This is a genomic window from Bartonella sp. AA2SXKL (assembly GCF_042197205.1).
GTDB lineage: Bacteria > Pseudomonadota > Alphaproteobacteria > Rhizobiales > Rhizobiaceae > Bartonella.
Genome location: NZ_JBHIRN010000017.1, coordinates 1 through 18305, shown reverse-complemented (window position 1 = coordinate 18305; position 18305 = coordinate 1). Strand labels below are relative to the sequence as shown.

The 18305-nt window shown below is 37.6% G+C and carries 12 protein-coding genes, 1 tRNA gene and 1 pseudogene; 11 read left to right on the top strand and 3 right to left on the bottom strand.

Annotated elements, in window-relative coordinates; all coding sequences use genetic code 11:
• Window positions 1-1070: 1070 nt before the first annotated feature.
• The 4 genes from ACFINS_RS08600 to ACFINS_RS08585 all read left to right on the top strand — a co-directional run bounded on the left by ACFINS_RS08600 (window position 1071) and on the right by ACFINS_RS08585 (window position 7040).
• The gene (locus ACFINS_RS08600) at window positions 1071-2267 is read left to right on the top strand and encodes a multidrug effflux MFS transporter (RefSeq protein ID WP_375621720.1); all 1197 of its coding nucleotides are present in this window, start codon (window positions 1071-1073) and stop codon (window positions 2265-2267) included.
• Between the two features lie 259 nt (window positions 2268-2526).
• Window positions 2527-3258, top strand: a complete 732-nt coding sequence (locus ACFINS_RS08595; RefSeq protein WP_375706094.1) for an alpha/beta fold hydrolase — start codon at window positions 2527-2529, stop codon at window positions 3256-3258.
• On the top strand, window positions 3255-5429 hold the full coding sequence (locus tag ACFINS_RS08590; RefSeq protein ID WP_375706093.1) for an isocitrate/isopropylmalate family dehydrogenase: 2175 nt from the start codon (window positions 3255-3257) through the stop codon (window positions 5427-5429). The genes ACFINS_RS08595 and ACFINS_RS08590 overlap by 4 nt, the downstream gene beginning before the upstream one ends.
• 846 nt (window positions 5430-6275) lie before the next feature.
• Entirely contained in the window at window positions 6276-7040 is a 765-nt protein-coding gene (locus tag ACFINS_RS08585) for an N-acetylmuramoyl-L-alanine amidase (protein ID WP_375612480.1), read from the top strand.
• Window positions 7041-8291: 1251 nt separating this feature from the next.
• Here the strand turns inward: ACFINS_RS08585 and ACFINS_RS08580 are convergent.
• Complete coding sequence (locus ACFINS_RS08580) at window positions 8292-9488, bottom strand: porin (protein ID WP_375612473.1); 1197 nt, start codon at window positions 9486-9488, stop codon at window positions 8292-8294.
• Window positions 9489-9803: 315 nt separating this feature from the next.
• On the opposite strand from ACFINS_RS08580, the gene ACFINS_RS08575 reads away from it, so the two are divergent.
• Window positions 9804-9894: transfer RNA gene (locus ACFINS_RS08575), tRNA-Ser, on the top strand.
• Between the two features lie 601 nt (window positions 9895-10495).
• Here ACFINS_RS08575 and ACFINS_RS08570 read toward each other — a convergent pair.
• Both ACFINS_RS08570 and ACFINS_RS08565 read right to left on the bottom strand, forming a co-directional pair.
• On the bottom strand, window positions 10496-11716 hold the full coding sequence (locus ACFINS_RS08570) for an MFS transporter (RefSeq protein ID WP_375706092.1): 1221 nt from the start codon (window positions 11714-11716) through the stop codon (window positions 10496-10498).
• Complete coding sequence (locus tag ACFINS_RS08565) at window positions 11713-12192, bottom strand: hypothetical protein (RefSeq protein ID WP_375681503.1); 480 nt, start codon at window positions 12190-12192, stop codon at window positions 11713-11715. Before ACFINS_RS08565 ends, ACFINS_RS08570 begins: the two co-directional genes overlap by 4 nt.
• Before the next feature lie 776 nt (window positions 12193-12968).
• On the opposite strand from ACFINS_RS08565, the pseudogene ACFINS_RS08560 reads away from it, so the two are divergent.
• The 6 genes and pseudogenes from ACFINS_RS08560 to ACFINS_RS08535 all read left to right on the top strand — a co-directional run.
• Window positions 12969-13216, top strand: a pseudogene (locus ACFINS_RS08560) (baseplate assembly protein); the annotation flags it as partial.
• Window positions 13217-13475: 259 nt separating this feature from the next.
• Window positions 13476-14216 (top strand): YbfB/YjiJ family MFS transporter, encoded by a 741-nt coding sequence (locus ACFINS_RS08555; protein ID WP_375612475.1) that lies wholly within the window; start codon window positions 13476-13478, stop codon window positions 14214-14216.
• Window positions 14217-14238: 22 nt separating this feature from the next.
• Window positions 14239-14655 (top strand): YbfB/YjiJ family MFS transporter, encoded by a 417-nt coding sequence (locus ACFINS_RS08550; protein WP_375682018.1) that lies wholly within the window; start codon window positions 14239-14241, stop codon window positions 14653-14655.
• Window positions 14656-14812: 157 nt separating this feature from the next.
• Window positions 14813-16618, top strand: a complete 1806-nt coding sequence (locus tag ACFINS_RS08545) for an FAD/NAD(P)-binding protein (RefSeq protein WP_375706091.1) — start codon at window positions 14813-14815, stop codon at window positions 16616-16618.
• A 46-nt stretch (window positions 16619-16664) separates the two neighbouring features.
• Window positions 16665-17948, top strand: a complete 1284-nt coding sequence (locus ACFINS_RS08540) for a hypothetical protein (protein WP_375706090.1) — start codon at window positions 16665-16667, stop codon at window positions 17946-17948.
• 14 nt (window positions 17949-17962) lie between these two features.
• The gene (locus ACFINS_RS08535; RefSeq protein WP_375607418.1) at window positions 17963-18172 is read left to right on the top strand and encodes a 2-hydroxymuconate tautomerase family protein; all 210 of its coding nucleotides are present in this window, start codon (window positions 17963-17965) and stop codon (window positions 18170-18172) included.
• Window positions 18173-18305: the final 133 nt, after the last annotated feature.

The window sequence follows — 18305 nt, the reverse complement described above, 5'->3', positions numbered from 1 at the left end:
CGAATGGTGTGTTTTCAGGAATGCGAGTTTCCATGTTTTATCTCCTTGAATATGCTGGAGATACAATGCCTTTTTGCTAATTATGTTCCAAAAGTGAATAGATATGCGCCAAAAAGGAATAGGAAAATACTTTAAACAAATGTTTGTTATGAGAAGTAAAATGTGGCTATACAATCCAAAAGACCTCACTTATGTCTGAAAAAAGGCGGTCTATCCGTATACTATTATCATATTATCATAGAATTTCTCATGAGAGAGAATAATTTAAAAAAACTGGATACTATCGTTTATTGGTTTCTAGCTTATAAAGTAGGGGGTATATCTGCTTATTTTTATAAAAGTGTTACTGTTTTTATGGGAAGAATATTTATAAAATGAGATTAGAAGGCGCATTTGAAGATAAAAATAAATATCAGTAATGTTCAATTCATAGTGTTATAAAAGATCATGGATTAAGTTAAATAAAAAGCTTATTGAATTGTTATGACATCATATTTGTTAATATGTTACACGATAATTTTTTGATATTTATCTTAGATGAAGAGTTTTATGAAATGAGTAAGATATATTTGGTTGTGAGTTGGTTTGCAGAGAAAGCATTATATTTTATGGTATAGGGGATAGATCAAGATTTTTTACACAATTATTTGTGTTGATAGGGGTTTCAAGCTATTGTTGTGTTATGCGCCGTGTTTATACCATAGTGATTTTGGGGTAGAGACGTTAGAGATTGTTTTTCTGCTTTGCGTTTTGTCGATCAACTTTGATGGATATTGTATAGAAAGTGGGACTGTTGCCGTGGAGAGAGAGATTATGCTTTTGCTTATAATATCAATGAAAAAAGCAGCGGAAGATTACGGCAAAGTATTTGTACAGGAGAGCTTAGTTAGGGAATAACTTTTTAGCTCGTGAAGTTTGTAAAATAAAATGCTTTCTATAAGAAAAATAATATTTTTATAAAGTAAAATAATAACACTTTTAATAATTATTATTTGCATATATAAGCATAAAATATAATTATATTTAATTAAATACTATTTAATAACTACCTAAAAAGTGTGATTTTCTTTATGACTCATAAATATAACTTGCTATTCATTATACTTATCGTATGTTTATCGACGGGAGGGCTGATTTCTACCGATATTTTTTTACCGGCACTGGGCGATATGCGTCAATATTATCAAGTGACACAATCTCAAATTCAAAGTGCAGTGGCGGTTTTTTTGTTGGCATTGGCACTTGGACAGCTCATTTATGGGCCGCTGAGTGATAATTTTGGGCGTAAAAAAACACTTCTATTGGGCTTATTCTTGTGGTTATTTACGACACTTGGTGTGATTTATACGGTTCATATTCACGCTTTTCTTGTGTTACGTTTTTTGCAAGGTCTTGGTGCTTGTGCGGGACTTGTCTTAAGTCGTGCAATTATCAATGATTTGTTGGATAAAAAAGCGGCTGGAAAACTTTATTTGATTGTTTTCCCTTTTATTGGAATGTCACCAGCGCTTGCACCTTTCATTGGTGGACTTTTGATACAAGCTTTTCATTGGCAGGCAACTTTTATCTTTTTAAGCTTTTTTATATTTTTGACCATTTTGCTATGTTGTTTTGTGCTAAGCGAAACTCTACCCCCTCAAAAACGGCAGCATTTTTCTCCTGTAGGATTAATGAAGGCATATTTAGGCGTTTTCAGAAATAAACAATTTATTTTTTATGCACTTATTCCGTGTTTTTCTTACGCTGCCTATTTTGCTTATATTGTGGAGTCGCCTTTTTTACTCACGACTTTGGGGTTATCGCCGATACACATTAGTTATAGCTATATTGGTGTCTCGTTTCCCTATATTTTGGGAAATCTTTTGGCGCGATGGTTTTTTGAACGCGAGTCTATGGAAAAAACTGTGGGGAGAGGGTACATTATTTTTGTGATAGGTGGTGTGCTGTTTGCTTTGCAAATGTATCTAAGCCCATGGCCCCTTGTGACAAGTTTTATGGCTATTGCTGTTCTTACTTTTGGAAATGGTTTTTTATTGCCGTTAGGAACAGCGTTGGCTATTTCATCGCATCCGAAAGCTGCGGGAGCGGCTTCTGGTGTTATGGGATCTTTGCAATTAGGAAGTGCGGCACTCAGTGCAGCGGTTATCGGAAAAATCTCTGGTCATAGCCCACGGGCTATGGCAACTTTGTTAGCTGTGTGTTGTATGATTGGTTTTATCATTTATATTCAAAAAGCGCGTCATTTTATGACTTCAGAAATAAGCTGAGTAAATGATAAAAAGAAAGCATTATGCGGAAATGCTTTTGATGTTTTACACAAATGGGGCACCTGTACATTAGATGAATTTTTTTATTAAGTTGCTGGATTGAGTGGGTTTAAAATTTGTTACAAGCTTAGTTTGAGTTTAACAAATCGATTATTATGGGGGGAGAATATGAGCCTAGAGTTTCAACATATTTTCATTATATTGGGTGGGAAAAGTTCTGGCTCTAATGCATGTTTAAAATAAGGGGAGGAATTGATCAATGAGCCTTCCTATTATTATTCTTTCTCCTGTAATGCCAATTTGGGATGGTGGTGTTTTTTGTTCTCCATTGACAAAGCTATGTTCAACAAAAGGATTCCCTGTCACTCTGCTGGATACGCTTTCTCTTTTTCCTAAGGGTTCTCATGTTCTCAATTATTCTGCTGTAGACATTTTATCTTTTATGGCAGAAAAACTTAAAAGCTATTTTAAAGAGCCCGCAGTGCTTGTGGGATTTTCTATGGCTGGAACATTGGTACAAATATTGGCAGTACAGCTTCCCAATGTTCAAGCTGTGCTTGCTGTGAATGCGCCTGGCTATCCAGATAAGGTTTTGCAACGGCGCCTTGGAGATATTCTTGCCTCCTTAGAAAATAATGATTTATCGGGGGCTTTGGAAATACTCAATGGTTTTATGCATCCTTCTGGCGTTATGAAAAAAAGAGCCTTATTGGAGATTCCTGATGAACAAAAAAGCGTGGCAATTGAACGCATGACAAGAGGCTTTAAACTCTTATTGATGATGGATGCTAGAGATGAGTTAGTTAAGTATAAGGGGAAGTTTTTAGCTTTAGTGGGAGAAAAGTCGCAACTTGCAACGGTAAATAATCAGACGAAAAGTCATAATCTGAACCATGAATATAAGATTATCTCTGGTGCTGGTACGCGTTTGTGGGAGGATAATCCTACTATGACGGATGCAGTCATTGATGAGTGGATGGAGGGACTATGAAAAAGAAAGTTCTTGTATTACCTGGTGATGGGATAGGACCAGAGGTTTGTGATGCTGCGCTGATGGTTTTAGAGCAATTCCAATTGCCGATTGAATTAACTTATGGTGATATTGGTGTTGAATGTTGGAAACGGGAAGGAGATCCTATCCCTCAAGCGACTTGGCAAAAAATTACTCAGAGTGATGCTATTTTACTTGGTGCTGTGACCCGTAAAGGAAAAGAGGCGGCTTTAAAAGAACTTGCTCCGCATTTTAAAGAGAAAAACCTTGCCTATGTTTCTCCCGCACTTCAACTTCGCCAAAAGTTAGGTTTGTTTGCGAATATACGTCCTGTAAGATACATCTTTGGTCCGAGAAAACCTTTTCATTTTTGTGTTATCAGAGAAAATAGTGAAGGCCTTTATGCTGGATTGGATTTTCGGGGTATTTCTCCTGAAACAGCCGTTTGGCTAAAACATCCAAATTTGACAAAATATGGGCTTGAGGAAGCAGCGTGGACAGTCCGTTTGCAGACACGCTTTGGTTTAGAGCGGTTATTTGAATACGCTTTTTCTTATGCAAGGAAATATAGCTTTAGGCGAGTTACTTTTGCTGATAAGCCCAATGTTATGCGAGAAAGTGGACAGTTTGCTCAGGAAATTTTTGAGAAGATTGCGCAAAACTATCCGGAAATTGAAGCAGATATTCATAATGTTGATGCGGTTGCTTTGTGGATTGCAACCAAGCCAGAGCGGTTTGGTGTGATTGTTGCTGAAAATATGTTTGGCAATATTCTCTCTGATCTTGGCTCTGGGATAATGGGGGGATTGGGGTTTGCATCTCATGTGAATGTGGGGAGCGAGATTGCTTGTTTTGAACCTGTTCATGGAAGCGCACCACGTATTGCTGGACAAAATAAAGCCAATCCTTCTGCGATGCTTTATACCACGGCTTTACTCTTAGAGCACTTAGGCTTTAAAGATGCAGCAAAACAACTGTCTGAGAGTGTTGATCAGGTTATTCGTGCTGGAAAAACCGTTACCTATGATCTTGGAGGTATAGCCTCTACCCGTCAAATGGCTGAAGCTGTTCGCAATTCTCTTATGAATTCTGTCTTTGTTCATCGTGCTGCCATTATTACTATTGGTGATGAACTCCTTTCAGGACAATATTTGAATACAAACTTACAAGATTTAAGCCAAAGCTTGAACAAGAGAAATATTCAAGTTACACGTCATTTTGTTTGTGCTGATCAATTACAGCAAATCAGTGAGACTGTTGTTTCTTGTCTTGGACAAGAAGATCTTATCATTATCAGTGGGGGATTGGGACCAACATCAGATGATAAAACACGCGATGGAGTTGCTCAAGCTGTAAAGCAGCCTTTGGTACATCATGAAGATGTTTGGCAAACAATAAAAGGTCAATTACAACGATTAGGGATTTTGGTGGATAAGAGTAATGCACGTCAAGCATTGTTTCCTGAGACAGCAACTGTGCTTGATAATCCTACAGGCACAGTACCAGGGTTTTATCTCTCTTGCGATGGAAGTACACTTGTTGTTTTGCCTGGTCCACCATCACAGGCTCTTGCGCTTTTAGAGAATTATTTAGAACACAACGAGAAGAAATATTTTTCTGTATCGCGTGCGGAGTATGCATGGACTTTGATTGGAATTGATGAAAGTACTATTGCGCAGTGGGTTGATGATCATCTTGAAAATGAACCCTTTGAACGGCATTTTTTATGGAAAAGCCCCTATGTTTTGGTGCAACTGGTTGCTCAATCAGAAGCGCTCTTGGAACAACATTTCGTGGAAGCATTTGAAAATCATTTTCACCCCTATTTAGTTGGGGCAGAAGTTACTACTGCTTGTAAACAATTAGCGATGCATGCAGAGGTTCATTGGTTGGGCAATGATCCGCTGCTTTTAAAATATTTTCAGCCCATAGAAAAAGGTAAACAAGATATTCCTCTGCTTGAGGTTGAAGTGAGCCTAGAGCCTTCTTTGGAGACATTAGAAAATCAAGCAGAAAGCCTTGGACATGCTACCATAACTATACGGATGAAAGGTTATGGTGAGGATTATATTACTTTTCCCTATACGCGACCACTTTTAGGTGTCGTCTTACAAGAATATGCAGCCTGGGCTGTCTTAAAAAGATATTTGAAAATGGAGAAGAAAAAATGAACCTCTATGGGGATGTAAAATATTGCCTAAATTATTGAACGTTCTATTATAAGAAGTACTTTGATCCTTTTCTTCAGTGGTTTTTGTCTATAGGGTAATTTTTCTTTTGATGTGTCATTAAATGACTTTGATTGATTCAAGATTAAGAAAAACTTTACGATATTAGGCTCGCTATATCCAATATTTATAATGATTAATTATGATTATAAATCAAGATGTTATCTTTCATGGAGCCTATGACAAGGAATCCAGAGACGTCATGTACCGCAAGCGTTGTAGATAATTGAGATTCTTCTGAAAATCAAAAAGCGATGGTGTGAAAAGACAAGAAGTCGTGTCATTTACAGGAAAGCTTTGCAAATTTTATTGAACAATATGTCCGTGAAGAGTTTATTGCGAACATGTGCCGTTCTGTTATCTGATAATAAATTGCTGTAAAGAGCTCATAAAATTTTTCCTTTAAGTTTTTGTGTGATTGCATGATCGTTGGGTGTTCACTTCCGAGGGGCGATATTTTTCAATTTGATAACAGGAAGAACTATTTTTTTTGTAAGATGTGAAGATTTAAGGAGTGATCATTTTACGCTTTTGTTTTCTTTTTGATTGGTAATTTGTAGGAATTTTTTTGGGGAAAATATTTAATGTGGTTAAAAACATTTTATGCGTGTGTGGGAGAAAAATAAAAATGTGGTCTTAATTGTTGATAAGAATGTCAATATTTTTGATGAACAAATTTTAGTCGTAATTCTTAGTATCTAGATGGGAAGTTTATTGCATTTTTTAACAGTTCGTATTCTATCTGTTGTGATGCGCAGTGGTTTTTTAAGCAAAAAAGAAAGGGCTTTTATGTATCAGATTGATTACAACAGTTATCGTTCTGTCAAGAGTTTTAGTCGTCGCGTTCATTTTCTCGTTATGCATTATACGGCTATTGATTTTAAAGCCTCGATTATGGCGCTTACAGGAGAAAAGGTTAGTGCACACTATCTTGTTCCTGATCCTTCAGAGCAGACATATCGTGAGGCAGGCTTTAAGGATATGCGTATTTTTAATCTGGTTGATGAAAATGAGCGTGCATGGCATGCGGGTGTGAGTTCATGGGCTGGGCATAGTCATCTCAATGATGCATCTATCGGGATTGAAATCGTTAATTTAGCGACTTATCATGATGGGACGGGTATGTTTCCTCCTTATAATCCAATACAAATTGATGCTGTTAAGGAACTTGCCTTGAATATTTTTCAACGGTATCCCGATATTATGCCAACTGATGTGGTGGGACATAGTGATATTGCCATTGGAAGAAAAAGTGATCCAGGAGCAGCTTTTCCATGGAGAGAACTTTATAGCGCAGGTATAGGAGCATGGTATGATGATGAACTAAAAAGTCATTATCAAGAGCAATTCTCTAAGAATTTGCCACCCAAAGAAGATGTTTTGGCGAAGCTAAAATGTTATGGATATGACATTTCTGCTGCGTGTACCCAAACAGGATACAAAGATTTGATCCGAGCATTTCAACTTCATTTTCGTCAAGAAAATTATGATGGGATTCTAGATGTTGAAACAGCAGCAATTCTTTATGCATTGGTTGATAAGTATTTTCCGTGAATTCAATGCGTTTTAATTGAAAATATGGCTTATGATTACGTGTAAGCCTTTTTATTATCAGGAAAGGCGGCTTTTTGCCAATTGGCTTTATGTAAAAAGGGCATTAATCGTGTAAAAAATCCCCTGTAGGGTATAAGGCGTTTTATGGAAACATAACTCTGAAAGCTCTATGATTTGCAGAGATTAAATTTTATTGTTTCTTTGTCTTATATTTTTCTTCCTTTAAAAACGCATAAAGCCAAGATGTTGTGTATATGATGACATGTTCCTTACGCAGGGTAAAACGCTTCAAATAAAATGGATTTGTATTGTATATTTCCATGCTTGTTTTAAAGAAATGTCTTTTAGTGTGTATCACAACACATATTTTATAGCGACGTTCATAGAGAATATAATCTAAAATCCTCTATGAAGTGTATCCTCATTTTTATGCTTAATAAAAGTGCCTAGCACTATCGTACATTTTGTTAGATCTCAATGTTACGACAACCCTTGGAACTGAAAACGATACATAAAAGGGTTTTCTTTACTCGTTTTTATTCACACGGCTCTCTCCGCTTGTCGTGTACAAGTGAAAGGTTTTGGTTGATTGAAACATGCAAAATTATAAATTATGATTATAAATCAAAGTGATGCAGATTCAAGAAAAATAGGGGCATTTACAGATTGCTACTGATAGGGGGGCTATTCTTTAGAAGGGGAAGAGGTCAATTCATTTTTTTGAAGATATATCTCTTTTCTCTTTTATTGCTTTAGGGGATGTTTGCATCGTTTTGACAGCATGTTTCTTAATGATTAAGTTTTTTAATGAAGCAGTGTTATAAAACGTTGTGTTTTAGAGTGTTGATAGAAGACACATTCAGGCATATCAAAAACACAATGATATCTTGTTTTTTCAATATTTTATCTGTTCAGTGTAGAATTTATTTGAGAAGATCATGACCTAAATTAACAAAGGTTAGAAGTAAATTACCAAGAAAGACCAATTTGCTCATAAAGCAAAGGGGGTTATTCATGCTTTAAAGGGCAAGGAAGAGATTGTGTTTGAAGTGATGTGTAAAAGCCCGTGTGAGGTGCTCTTATCAAACATATCAGGTTAATCTTCTAAGAGTAGTTTTATGAAACTAAGTCGGTTTTTTTTCGAGAGACAAGACAATACGTATCAGGAAAAGATATTCATGATATTTGATTTCAAAAATAAAAACTGGCAAACCATGTTGCCAGTTTTTAAAAGCTGTAGCTTAAATAGGATTAGAATGAACGCTGTAAACGGATCATACCTTGAAAAGCACTTTTCTTATTGAATAAATGTTTTTCATCATTATTTTTATCCGTCACAACGCGATCATCGTTCCAAGAAACATAGGTTAATTCAGGTGTAATCACAAATCCTGGAACCAGCGTGTATGTAATATTTACAGAAGTTGCAAAGGTTTTTACAGCACTATAAGAAACTTGAGCATTCAAATTTGCTTTTGGAGTAAGCTTGTAAGTGGCACCCGCCCAAGCAGCCCATTTACCACCCCAGTTTGCATAAATTGTTGTGCTTTTTCGTGATAACTCATCATTTGCATTTACTGTGTAGTAATCAAGTCCATTTTTATAGCCAGCCATTACCCATAGATTGAAACGATCGTTGACATTGAAATCTGCACGTACTTTTCCAGCCCACTTTTTGTAGTAAGCATCATATGCTGCAACTGCTGAAAAACCACCCCATTTTTGCATGAACTTTATACCCAAAACCACATTCGGGGTGTAATTTTTAATTGCTTTACTTGGAAGAGTGCCCTCAGTGATAGAAACAAGCTTATCATCTTTATCAATGTAGTATCCTGTTATTCCTGGAAGAGAATCTGCATTATTGCCTAATTCAGCGCCGATAATAGCAGAAAAGCCGGAGTCACCACTAAAGGTGTAGGAAATAAAATTGGTGCGTGTTGTGCCAGCAGGTGCTATGCTGTCATCATTGAGAACATTTCCATAATCACCAGTCCAGCTGTTGAAAATTGTGTCATCAAGACCTACGCGAAAACCACCCAGTTCAATGTAAGCCGCGGCAAGCTTTGCAGCAGCGTTGTCTCTACCATCACCCCAGTTTGAATAAATTCTTGCATATGAACGAAGTGTTCCCATTTCTGTTTCAGAAGCTGCTTGAAAAACAAGGGTGAGCCGTGATGCTGCGCCATAGGTTTTTCTTTTGTTTCTTAGTTCAGTTTCGGTTGTTGCATCGATATTATCACCGCCTATAAAATCAGTACGAACATTTCCTGATAAACGCATGCAGGTTTCTGTTCCAGGGATATAAAAATATCCTTTTCCATAGGCATCACAAACGCGAATATATTCTACAGGTTCGGGTTCGGCGATAACTGTTGAAGCAGCATGTGCTCCAGAAATTGCTAAAAAAGCTGCTGTAGAGCTTAAAAAGAGGGATTTAATATTCATATGGGATCTCCGAGGTCCGGTTAAATTTCTTCTAAAGAGTACCATTTGCCTAACGCATTAAGGACAAAGACATAAGTAAATACGCAGCACTTGTTATCTTAGCTATAACTAATCTTTTTAGAGTTTCAAATATGAAATTACCTTTTTGTAATATATACATGTACTATTCGAGATGCTGTGGTAAAAAAGACACAATTTTTGTTTTATTAACTTTTGCTCCTTATGGGATCAATAAAGGAAAAAAAATTCAGATATTTGGGAAAAAAATCGAAAATGTCTTGAACTTTCTGTTGATACCATTTATGCCTCTCTGTTGGAGAGGTGGCCGAGTGGTCGAAGGCGCTCCCCTGCTAAGGGAGTAGGGCTCAAAAGGCTCTCGAGAGTTCGAATCTCTTCCTCTCCGCCATCTATTGTTATAAAAGCAGTTGACTGTGTATCGGAATTCTGTTTATCCCGTTGGGATTATGCCTCTCATATAAAAAGCATGTTCTAAACACAAATATACTTGTGTTGCCGATTTATGCGCTTGTTTTAAAGAGATATCTTTGCAATGTGTGTAAGCCCATTTTGCGACGCTGCCTCGTAAATGGTATAAAACACAAAAGTTTCTGTGAGACATATAAAGCCTTATAAAGCCACATCATTTGTATACTTATGAAGATGCAAAGAGGCATATTATATATCTGCTTATATATCTGCCTTCCTGTTGTTATAGATTTTGACTATGAGAGTTCATAAAAGGCATTTTTCCTTTCTAAATCGTTTTTATTTATACGGCTTTCTTTGCTTATGATGTGCAAGCAAATGATTTTGATTGTTTCAACCATAAAGCAGATTTGAAAAGAAAGAATCTTACAATATTCGCGTTTGGTATATTATCATTATAAATCAACGTGTTGCTTTATATTGGCATTGTATATTGAAAGTTGGATGTGGCAATGCTCTCAAAAAAGTTATAGATTTCTTGTAGAAGAAAACATTGTGGGTGAAATGTTATGGTTTTCCTCTCATAGAGACTTTTGAGAGTGTTTCATCCATCTCATGACAACCAAACCACACATGAAAAAAGTAATGGTCGGTAATATTAGGTAGTAAGATGGAGAAACTTTTGCAGGAAGAAAAGAAATAATACTCAATACTGTAATTGAAAATATTCTTCCGCTAAAAGAGACAGCACCAACAACACCGGAAATATGCTGCGTTTGTTTTTGGTTAAGTTCTGAGAAAAATAAGCTTTTTGCGCCGATCGGTACAGTGCAAATAAATCCATGGATTAAAGAGAAGGCGATGACTGATGCAGCCGTTTGATGGCTATGAACTGAAAAATAGAGCGCTATGCACATCAGCGCAGAAAAGAAGGAAAAATATTTTATAGAATTCTTATATTTTTTATCAAGAACATGATACTTAGACATCAGCAAATTTGAAAAATATTGTGCTGAAAAGGCTCCAATATGGCAGCACATCAAGACGAGCATTTGCGAACCGTTGAGGTGATGAATTTTTCCCCCTGAAAGTATTATCGGTTGCCAGAAATGATAAATAATCTGAATACCAGCGCTAAAAAGGCACATGAGGAAAATAAACCATGCTCCTCCTACTGTATTTTGAAATATCCAGAGCGTTTCCTTGGCATTGTGCAAGATTGTTTTTGTTTTGGACGTTTCAGTTGTCGTTTTCTTTTCTTCAGGAACAATAAGGAAGATCAAAAAAATAAATCCCATCATGAGGCATGAGATGATATATCCCATAAAATATCGTCCAGAGTAATAGATCGTTCCAATTCCTACAATCCCACTGAGAATACTTCCAAAAGAGTTAACCTGGTGGTAGAGATGAGCATAATGCGAAAAGTGATCCTGTTTATCGCCTAGAGAATGGTAAATCCATCCGTCAATGGCGCTGACAATGATGCAAATGCCTGCTGCATAGAGAATTTGCGCAATAATAAGTGCTGTCATATTGGGAGCTTGAAGGCATAGAAGATAAAATACTCCTGTCATAAAGACCCCAGCCATAACGGAATATTTACGCCGATATCTGTCAGATAAAACAGCACAGGGAAAATCAAGCAGCAGGATGGTGGTGGAAAAGACAACCTGAAGCAGAGCTAATTGCGCCAGACTCACTCCCATGGACATTAAAAAAATCGCATGGTAAACGCCGATCAGCATGCGGACAGCATTATAGGAGCCATAGGTGAGAGCAAGGGTGCGTGCTCTGTTCATTGTGTTGTTCCATAGATTGTACAATAAGAATTTTCATTGAAAAGAATATTTTTCTGTGAAAAGGTAGCGGTTTCATATCCCCATTCAGGGATTAGTGGAAAGAAGGCTTCCATAACCATCCCAAAATTTAAAAGGTCCCTTAGTCTATATGAGATTTCAAAGCGTATTAATGAGAGCAAATGATGCAACTTTAAAGTGATTATGAGGAGCAACATAAGCCTCATAAATGAGATTGTCATCTTTGGAGGGGAGTTGCTTGTGGGGCTGTTGCTTCCGTAGTAATCATTTTGTCTAGATCTGTAAAATGACCCTAGGACGGCAAGATCATTGACATAATTAGGACTTATAGAAGTGTGTTTATTTTTTATACACCATTTACTGATCCATTCTCTTTGCTGATCAGCTGAAATAGCACAAATGATCCATAAATCGGTTTTTGGTAATTTTTTGATATCTTTTTTTATAGTCATCAACATTTGTAATCCCCCCCTTTCTTTCTGACTGTTTCTCCGTATCACTTTACGTCTAAAAAAGTTTTTTTCAGAATTCATCTTTACTTTATTTATTAAAAAGATTGTCTCGCAAGGTGCTTTTTAATCACGTCATTACGATTAAGAATTAAATTTCTGATATAAGAGGAAGGGTGCATGATACATTGTGACTAAATACATAAATCCCTCCGTATCCTGAAATGACGATTTCCTTTTGCAAAACAGTATCTTGAATGGAAGCTCGATAACCATTACTTTGATCATGGAAATGATACCCTAAAAGAGTGCTTATGAGTGCTTGAAGATATTCTTTAGATATTACAGAAAGAACAAGAAAATAGTTTAAAAAAATCAAACTTGGGATGAAAGCTTTCATCTTATGATGGATGATGGTGAATTTTAAACTTCATCTACTGTTTTTTTGAGCTACTGTGCTGTAAGAAAGATCAAACTCCCCCAATTCATGTCTCTAATTTAGATCATTGATCATAAAACATTATATACTGTCTTTTCAAATTATAACTTTGCTCATTGCTTGTCTTCACTGATTAAATCAACATTTCTCTAAAAATGCCGCTTGAGAAAAATGCATCCTATCAGTTTAATATTCTATGATCTTTTAATTAATTTAAAGAAGATAACATAAAATATACGATAAAAAATGAATAAATTTCAATTTTTATAAAAAAACAAACTTTTTACTGCTGCTGATAAAAAACAAAGCTATATTAAAAGTAGCCTTTATACCCTTCAATACTATTGATTTTTGGTTGTTACCGGATGAAGGTTCCTTTGTTTTGGAAAGAGCAGAGCAGAATTTAAGAGCAGAATGGGCGCGTGCGCAAAAGCTTGTCCTTGATCTCTCTTTAAGTTGGATACTAAGCCGCTTGATGGTTGAGGGTGTTCACCATGTGAACATAACGCAACCTTGTGAGGGTATTTTAGTCATACCTGATGAAGCAGAGCTTTAGGGGATATTGTCTTGTTTGAACGGGGGCGTGCTTATTGATTTCCTCGTTGTTATTGCTGCTTAATTTCAGCCATTATTTTCTGAAAAAGAAGCTTTGTAGGGAGAAGATCATACATGGAGCAGAGTGTAAAACGAAGAAATGCATATAACTGATCCAGTAATGTTGACAATAATCGCTCAATATGTTCCTCTGGTTGTTCAAACAAATGGCTAGATTGGCTTTTATTCTCTGAGATAAGTGTTACTCTCGATGAGATAGAATGCGGATGAGCGAATTATTAGTTAAGGGATTAGAGTAATGGGGGGGAAAAATAATCGTCAAGATTTGAGTTATTTCAAAGTCGCTGTATTCGGTATGATTATTATGATTTTGGGGATGGGGATCGGGCGATTTTTCTATACGCCGGTATTTCCAGTTATGTTGGATGAAGGATTGTTTACCTTTAAGCAACTTTCTTATATAGCTAGCGCTAATTATGGCGGTTATTTAATTGGGAGTATGTTTTTTTCGTTTTGCAGAGTTGGGAATATATCCCGTGCTCCCTACATGCTATTTGGTGCAGCTATAGTGACGAGTGCACTTATTTTTGCCATGGCGTTGACACCAAACTTTTACTTGGTCTTCTTTATCCGCTTTGCTGCCGGTATCGCGAGTGCGGCAATGATGATTTTTGGTTCTATGACGGTTATGCAGCATAGTCACAAGGTGTGGGTTATTGCTTCGCTCTATGCGGGTGTGGGAGTTGGTATTCTACTGGGTAATGAGTATGTTATTATTGGTTTGAGTAAATCACTGAACGCGCAAAGTATTTGGTTTGGAGCTGGTTTAATATCTGTTATATTGTTGCTCGTGTTATTTATTTTATTTCCACGTCGTGTTGATGCATCTCAATTTGCTATTAACGAGTCATTGGCACACGAAAATATCGTTTGGTGGGAACTCGCTCTGATTTATGGGCTCGCTGGGTTTGGTTATATTATTGTCGCGACATATCTTCCTCTGATGGCGAAAACATTTAATTTCCCACTGACTTGCTAACCACTTATGGTCGTTTGTCGGAATTGCCATTGTTCCTAGTTGTTTCATTTGGTTATGGGGAGCCCATCGGTGGGGGGTATTACGTTGTCTGATGCTCAATTTGCTTATCCAAGGAGGATGCGTATTACTGACATTATTCAGTCAGTCTCTTGTACTGATCGTTCTCAGTTGTATAGGGTTTGGATTTACTTTTATGGGGACGACCTCTCTAGTTATGCCGTTAGCTAAGCGTTTATATGCGCCGTATGGTATAAATCTGCTAGGCTTGGCTACCTTAACTTACGGTTTTGGCCAAATATTAGGACCTCTCTTGACGAGTTTTTTACAGTCTGGTTCATATGCCATTGCGCTTTCCGTTATCTGTGGTGCTGTAGCGCTTTTTGCCGCTGCTGGAATCTGTCAATATTGTCTTTGTAAAAAGGTTGTTGGCGTTTCATAAATCCGCAATCTTCACTAAAAAGTCGAGAGAATTTATTCCATTCTTTTTGAAATATTTTGTGAAAGTCAAATTATTCTAATAGGAGAGATTACAGAATGCTTCACTCTACAGTCGCTATTTTGGGCGTTGGTCCTCGTGGGTCAGTATTCTCGAACGCTTGCTCACGCTTTATTCCCATTATCCATTTTCTGGGAACATTGATATTTTATTGATTGATCCCAATGAGATGGGGACCGGTACCCATAGTGTGCATCAACCGGATCATTTATTGGTTAACACTGTCGCTTGCCAGATTACTTTATTTGGTGATGATACAGTTAAGGGTGTCGGGCCTATTCGTAAAGGACCGAATTTCTATCAATGGGCTATTCAACAAGGTTATCGTAATATTAACGGTGTTTTTTCTCGTACAGAGCATAATGTTGGGAGAGAAATCAAAGAAAATGATTATTTATCACGTCGTTTGTTAGGGGAATACCTGTCTTGGGCTTACCAAGAGCTCACGCAAGATTTACCTTCCGGTATTCGTATTAAGGAGATCCGACAAAAGGTTATCAATCTCCATATCCACCAAGATAATAAAACGGATGTTCTTTTGGAAGATGGCTGTCATTATAGTGTAGATTTTGTTTATATGACCACGGGTCACGGTAAGAATATATATTCATCGCATGATGAAAGCCTGCAACAGTTTGTCGCTGCTCACCAAATGAAAAACGCGCTTTTGAACTATTATTCGAATCCTTATCCAATTGAAAAGTTGGACTCTATACAATCTCAGTCTCGTGTGCTGCTGCAGGGAATTGGATTAACTAGCTATGATGTCTTGTCGCAATTGACTTACGGTCGCGGTGGGACTTTTACTGAAAATGCTGGACAATTGCGCTACATGCCAAGCGGCACAGAACCGAAGATAGCTTTATTCTCCCGTCAAACATTGCCTTTTAGTAGTCGCGGGATTAATCAAAAGGGTGGTAGTGGGCAATACATACCATCATTCCTTACTCTCGATGCAATACATCATCTGCGTAAGCAATCCAGCATTGCTAACGGTTCTCCGAAGCTGGATTTCGAAACGCAGCTTTTACCTCTGTTGCTTAAAGAAATGTGTTATGTCTATCGAAGTACGCAGCTGGGGCACTGGCTAGACCCTGAAACCTATGTTGTTACTTCCAAAGACGAGCAGTGTATTCAAGCGTTGCTGTATCCTCATCGAAATAAAATATTCGCCTCTCTGAATGATTATACAAGATTCTTCATGGAGCATTTGAAGGACGATCTTCATTCTTCCGCTGAAGGTAATGTTGATGGCCCAGTGAAAGCTGCTACAGATGTGCTACGAGATGTCCGTGATATCTTACGTTCAGCAATTGATTTTTGCGGGTTAACGTCTTCATCTCACAAGTACTTTATTGAATATTTTAATCCAAACTTCAACCGTATTTCTGTCGGTCCACCAATGCAGCGAAACCAAGAGTTGAAGGCTCTGATGGAGGCTGGTATCGTGACTTTGGCTGGTGGACCTTCACCTAAACTTGTTCTCAATGCTAGTACCAGCCGTTTCGAAATTCAGTCTGTTTTCCAAGATGAAAACAGTTCAGTTGATGGAGATGTGCTGATCAAGGCCAAGATTGATAGTTTTTCTCCGTTGCGTGATGAGTCCCCTTTTATCCAGAATTTGGCTGGTCAGGGCATCATTCGACCATTTATCAACCAAGGATATCATCCTGGTGGTATTGATATTGACCGTCGGCAGCATCCTATAGACACTAAAGGGCAAATACAAAATACATTATGGGTGGTCGGTAATCCAGTAGAGGGGCCCAATTTTTATACATATATTTTGCCTAGGCCTTTAGTTAATTCTCGTGCACTGCGGGATGCAGGGCGCTGTGTCACTGACATGTACGAGCAGCTTCTTAATCGCTACTCAGTCAAAGATTCAACAATTAATGTACATTGATGATGTAAAAAGCTTCCTGATACGCATGTCCTCCGTATCCGTTATAATGGCGATGCTGATGCTATTCATTTTTCTTATGTCTATCTCAATAAGAACTTGGTTTCTTATTCCATTGGCTGGAGTGACTGTTTTCGGTTATTTGCTTTTGACGATACCATACTGGTGGTTGAAGGGGAATGCACGCAGTGGTGTGTTCATCCTGTTGGCTTGTGCTTTAGTGCTGATATGGCGTTGGCACTTGCCTGATGTTCATACTGTGCTTGTGCGTTTTACTGATGTCTTTTGGCTATTACTCGCAATGGGATTGTTGCGCCATGTGATGAATACATGGCGTATTTCAGAATTTCTCTCTGAACGGTTGATGCGCTATGGAAAGGGTTCGCTTACCCTGTCCATCGCGATACTGACTGCGTTTTTAGCTTGGCCGATGAGTTTGGGGGTTATCCCCCTAATGATTGATGCCTTGAAAAAAAGTGTTTTTCCCTCTCGCCATTTGGCCGCTATTGTGATGCGAATGATGAGCATCACGATGGTACTAATGCCGACCAGCATCGGTGCAGCAACAGTTTTCGCTGCTATGCCTAGAACACCAATATTCACATCCGCTGCTTTGGGGATACCACTTTTTCTATTCAGTCTGTTGTTGTTGTGCCTTTCTCCTGTTGTACCGCTAGCTAACCCGATTATTTGCGATGAGAGAAGAGCGAATAAAGAAGGAGAGAGAGTAAGAATTTGGATTTTTTTGATATTTTTCTGGCTAATATTTATCGTTGCGTTGACAGTTATTAGGTTGAATGCACTAGAAAGCATTGCATTGACGGCGAGCATTCTATACCTCATTGAGCGTGGGAGTTCACGCAGTATTGATTTTTTGACTCCTTTGGTGGCAGTGATACGCAGTATATCCAGTGAAATTATGTTGTTGCTAGGTTGTAGTCTGCTAATATCTACTTGTGATTTGCTTATTCCTTTGTTGCCGGTGACGTTTAGTCACTCATTGGCATCACTCTCTGTTTGGCAGCGTTATGCCTGTATTCTCTTTGTATTGCCAATTTTCAGTGTAGTAGGAATTCACCCTATGGTGCTATTTAGTTTGGCATTTCCCTTACTAGGGTCATCGATGGCTTATGGGGTTACGGATTATTTGGTTTGGATTTGCTTCTTTATTGCCGCTCAACTCCTTTCTCCTGTATCAATAAATGCTATTTTTGCTTCCAGTAGCCTGCATATTTCACCGGTGGATACGAGCTTTAAAATGCATAATTATTATGTATTAATATTTAATCTTTTTGCGTTCATTTATTTGAGTTTTTTTATTCAATATTTGTAAATTATGGAGATCTTATGCCTTACATAAATATTAAAATTACTAATGAAGGGGTTACCTCTGAACAGAAACGGCAACTAATAGAAGGGGCAACTCAATTATTAGTTAATATTCTGAATAAAAATCCGAAAACGACTGTTGTCGTGATTGATGAAGTGGAGACAGACAATTGGGGTATTGGTGGTGTCCCCATTACAGAATTAAGAAAAGCTCAAAATAAAGAATAACTCTGTGTATTTGACAATAATTTAAGGTCAATAGGGTTAATCAATGTAAAAAATCGCGTCCTTTAGCAACATTTGATCAGACCGCCATTGGAGCGGTTGTTACAGCCCCTGATGCTGACAACCAAGTTTTTCC

Excerpts from the sequence above, each read along its gene's own strand:
- ACFINS_RS08600 (WP_375621720.1), top strand. The coding sequence starts at position 1,071 with ATGACTCATAAATATAACTTGCTATTCATTATACTTATCGTATGTTTA.
- ACFINS_RS08595 (WP_375706094.1), top strand. The coding sequence starts at position 2,527 with ATGAGCCTTCCTATTATTATTCTTTCTCCTGTAATGCCAATTTGGGAT.
- ACFINS_RS08590 (WP_375706093.1), top strand. The coding sequence starts at position 3,255 with ATGAAAAAGAAAGTTCTTGTATTACCTGGTGATGGGATAGGACCAGAG.
- ACFINS_RS08585 (WP_375612480.1), top strand. The coding sequence starts at position 6,276 with ATGTATCAGATTGATTACAACAGTTATCGTTCTGTCAAGAGTTTTAGT.
- ACFINS_RS08580 (WP_375612473.1), bottom strand. The coding sequence starts at position 9,488 with ATGAATATTAAATCCCTCTTTTTAAGCTCTACAGCAGCTTTTTTAGCA.
- ACFINS_RS08570 (WP_375706092.1), bottom strand. The coding sequence starts at position 11,716 with ATGAACAGAGCACGCACCCTTGCTCTCACCTATGGCTCCTATAATGCT.
- ACFINS_RS08565 (WP_375681503.1), bottom strand. The coding sequence starts at position 12,192 with ATGTTGATGACTATAAAAAAAGATATCAAAAAATTACCAAAAACCGAT.
- ACFINS_RS08555 (WP_375612475.1), top strand. The coding sequence starts at position 13,476 with ATGGGGGGGAAAAATAATCGTCAAGATTTGAGTTATTTCAAAGTCGCT.
- ACFINS_RS08540 (WP_375706090.1), top strand. The coding sequence starts at position 16,665 with ATGGCGATGCTGATGCTATTCATTTTTCTTATGTCTATCTCAATAAGA.
- ACFINS_RS08535 (WP_375607418.1), top strand. The coding sequence starts at position 17,963 with ATGCCTTACATAAATATTAAAATTACTAATGAAGGGGTTACCTCTGAA.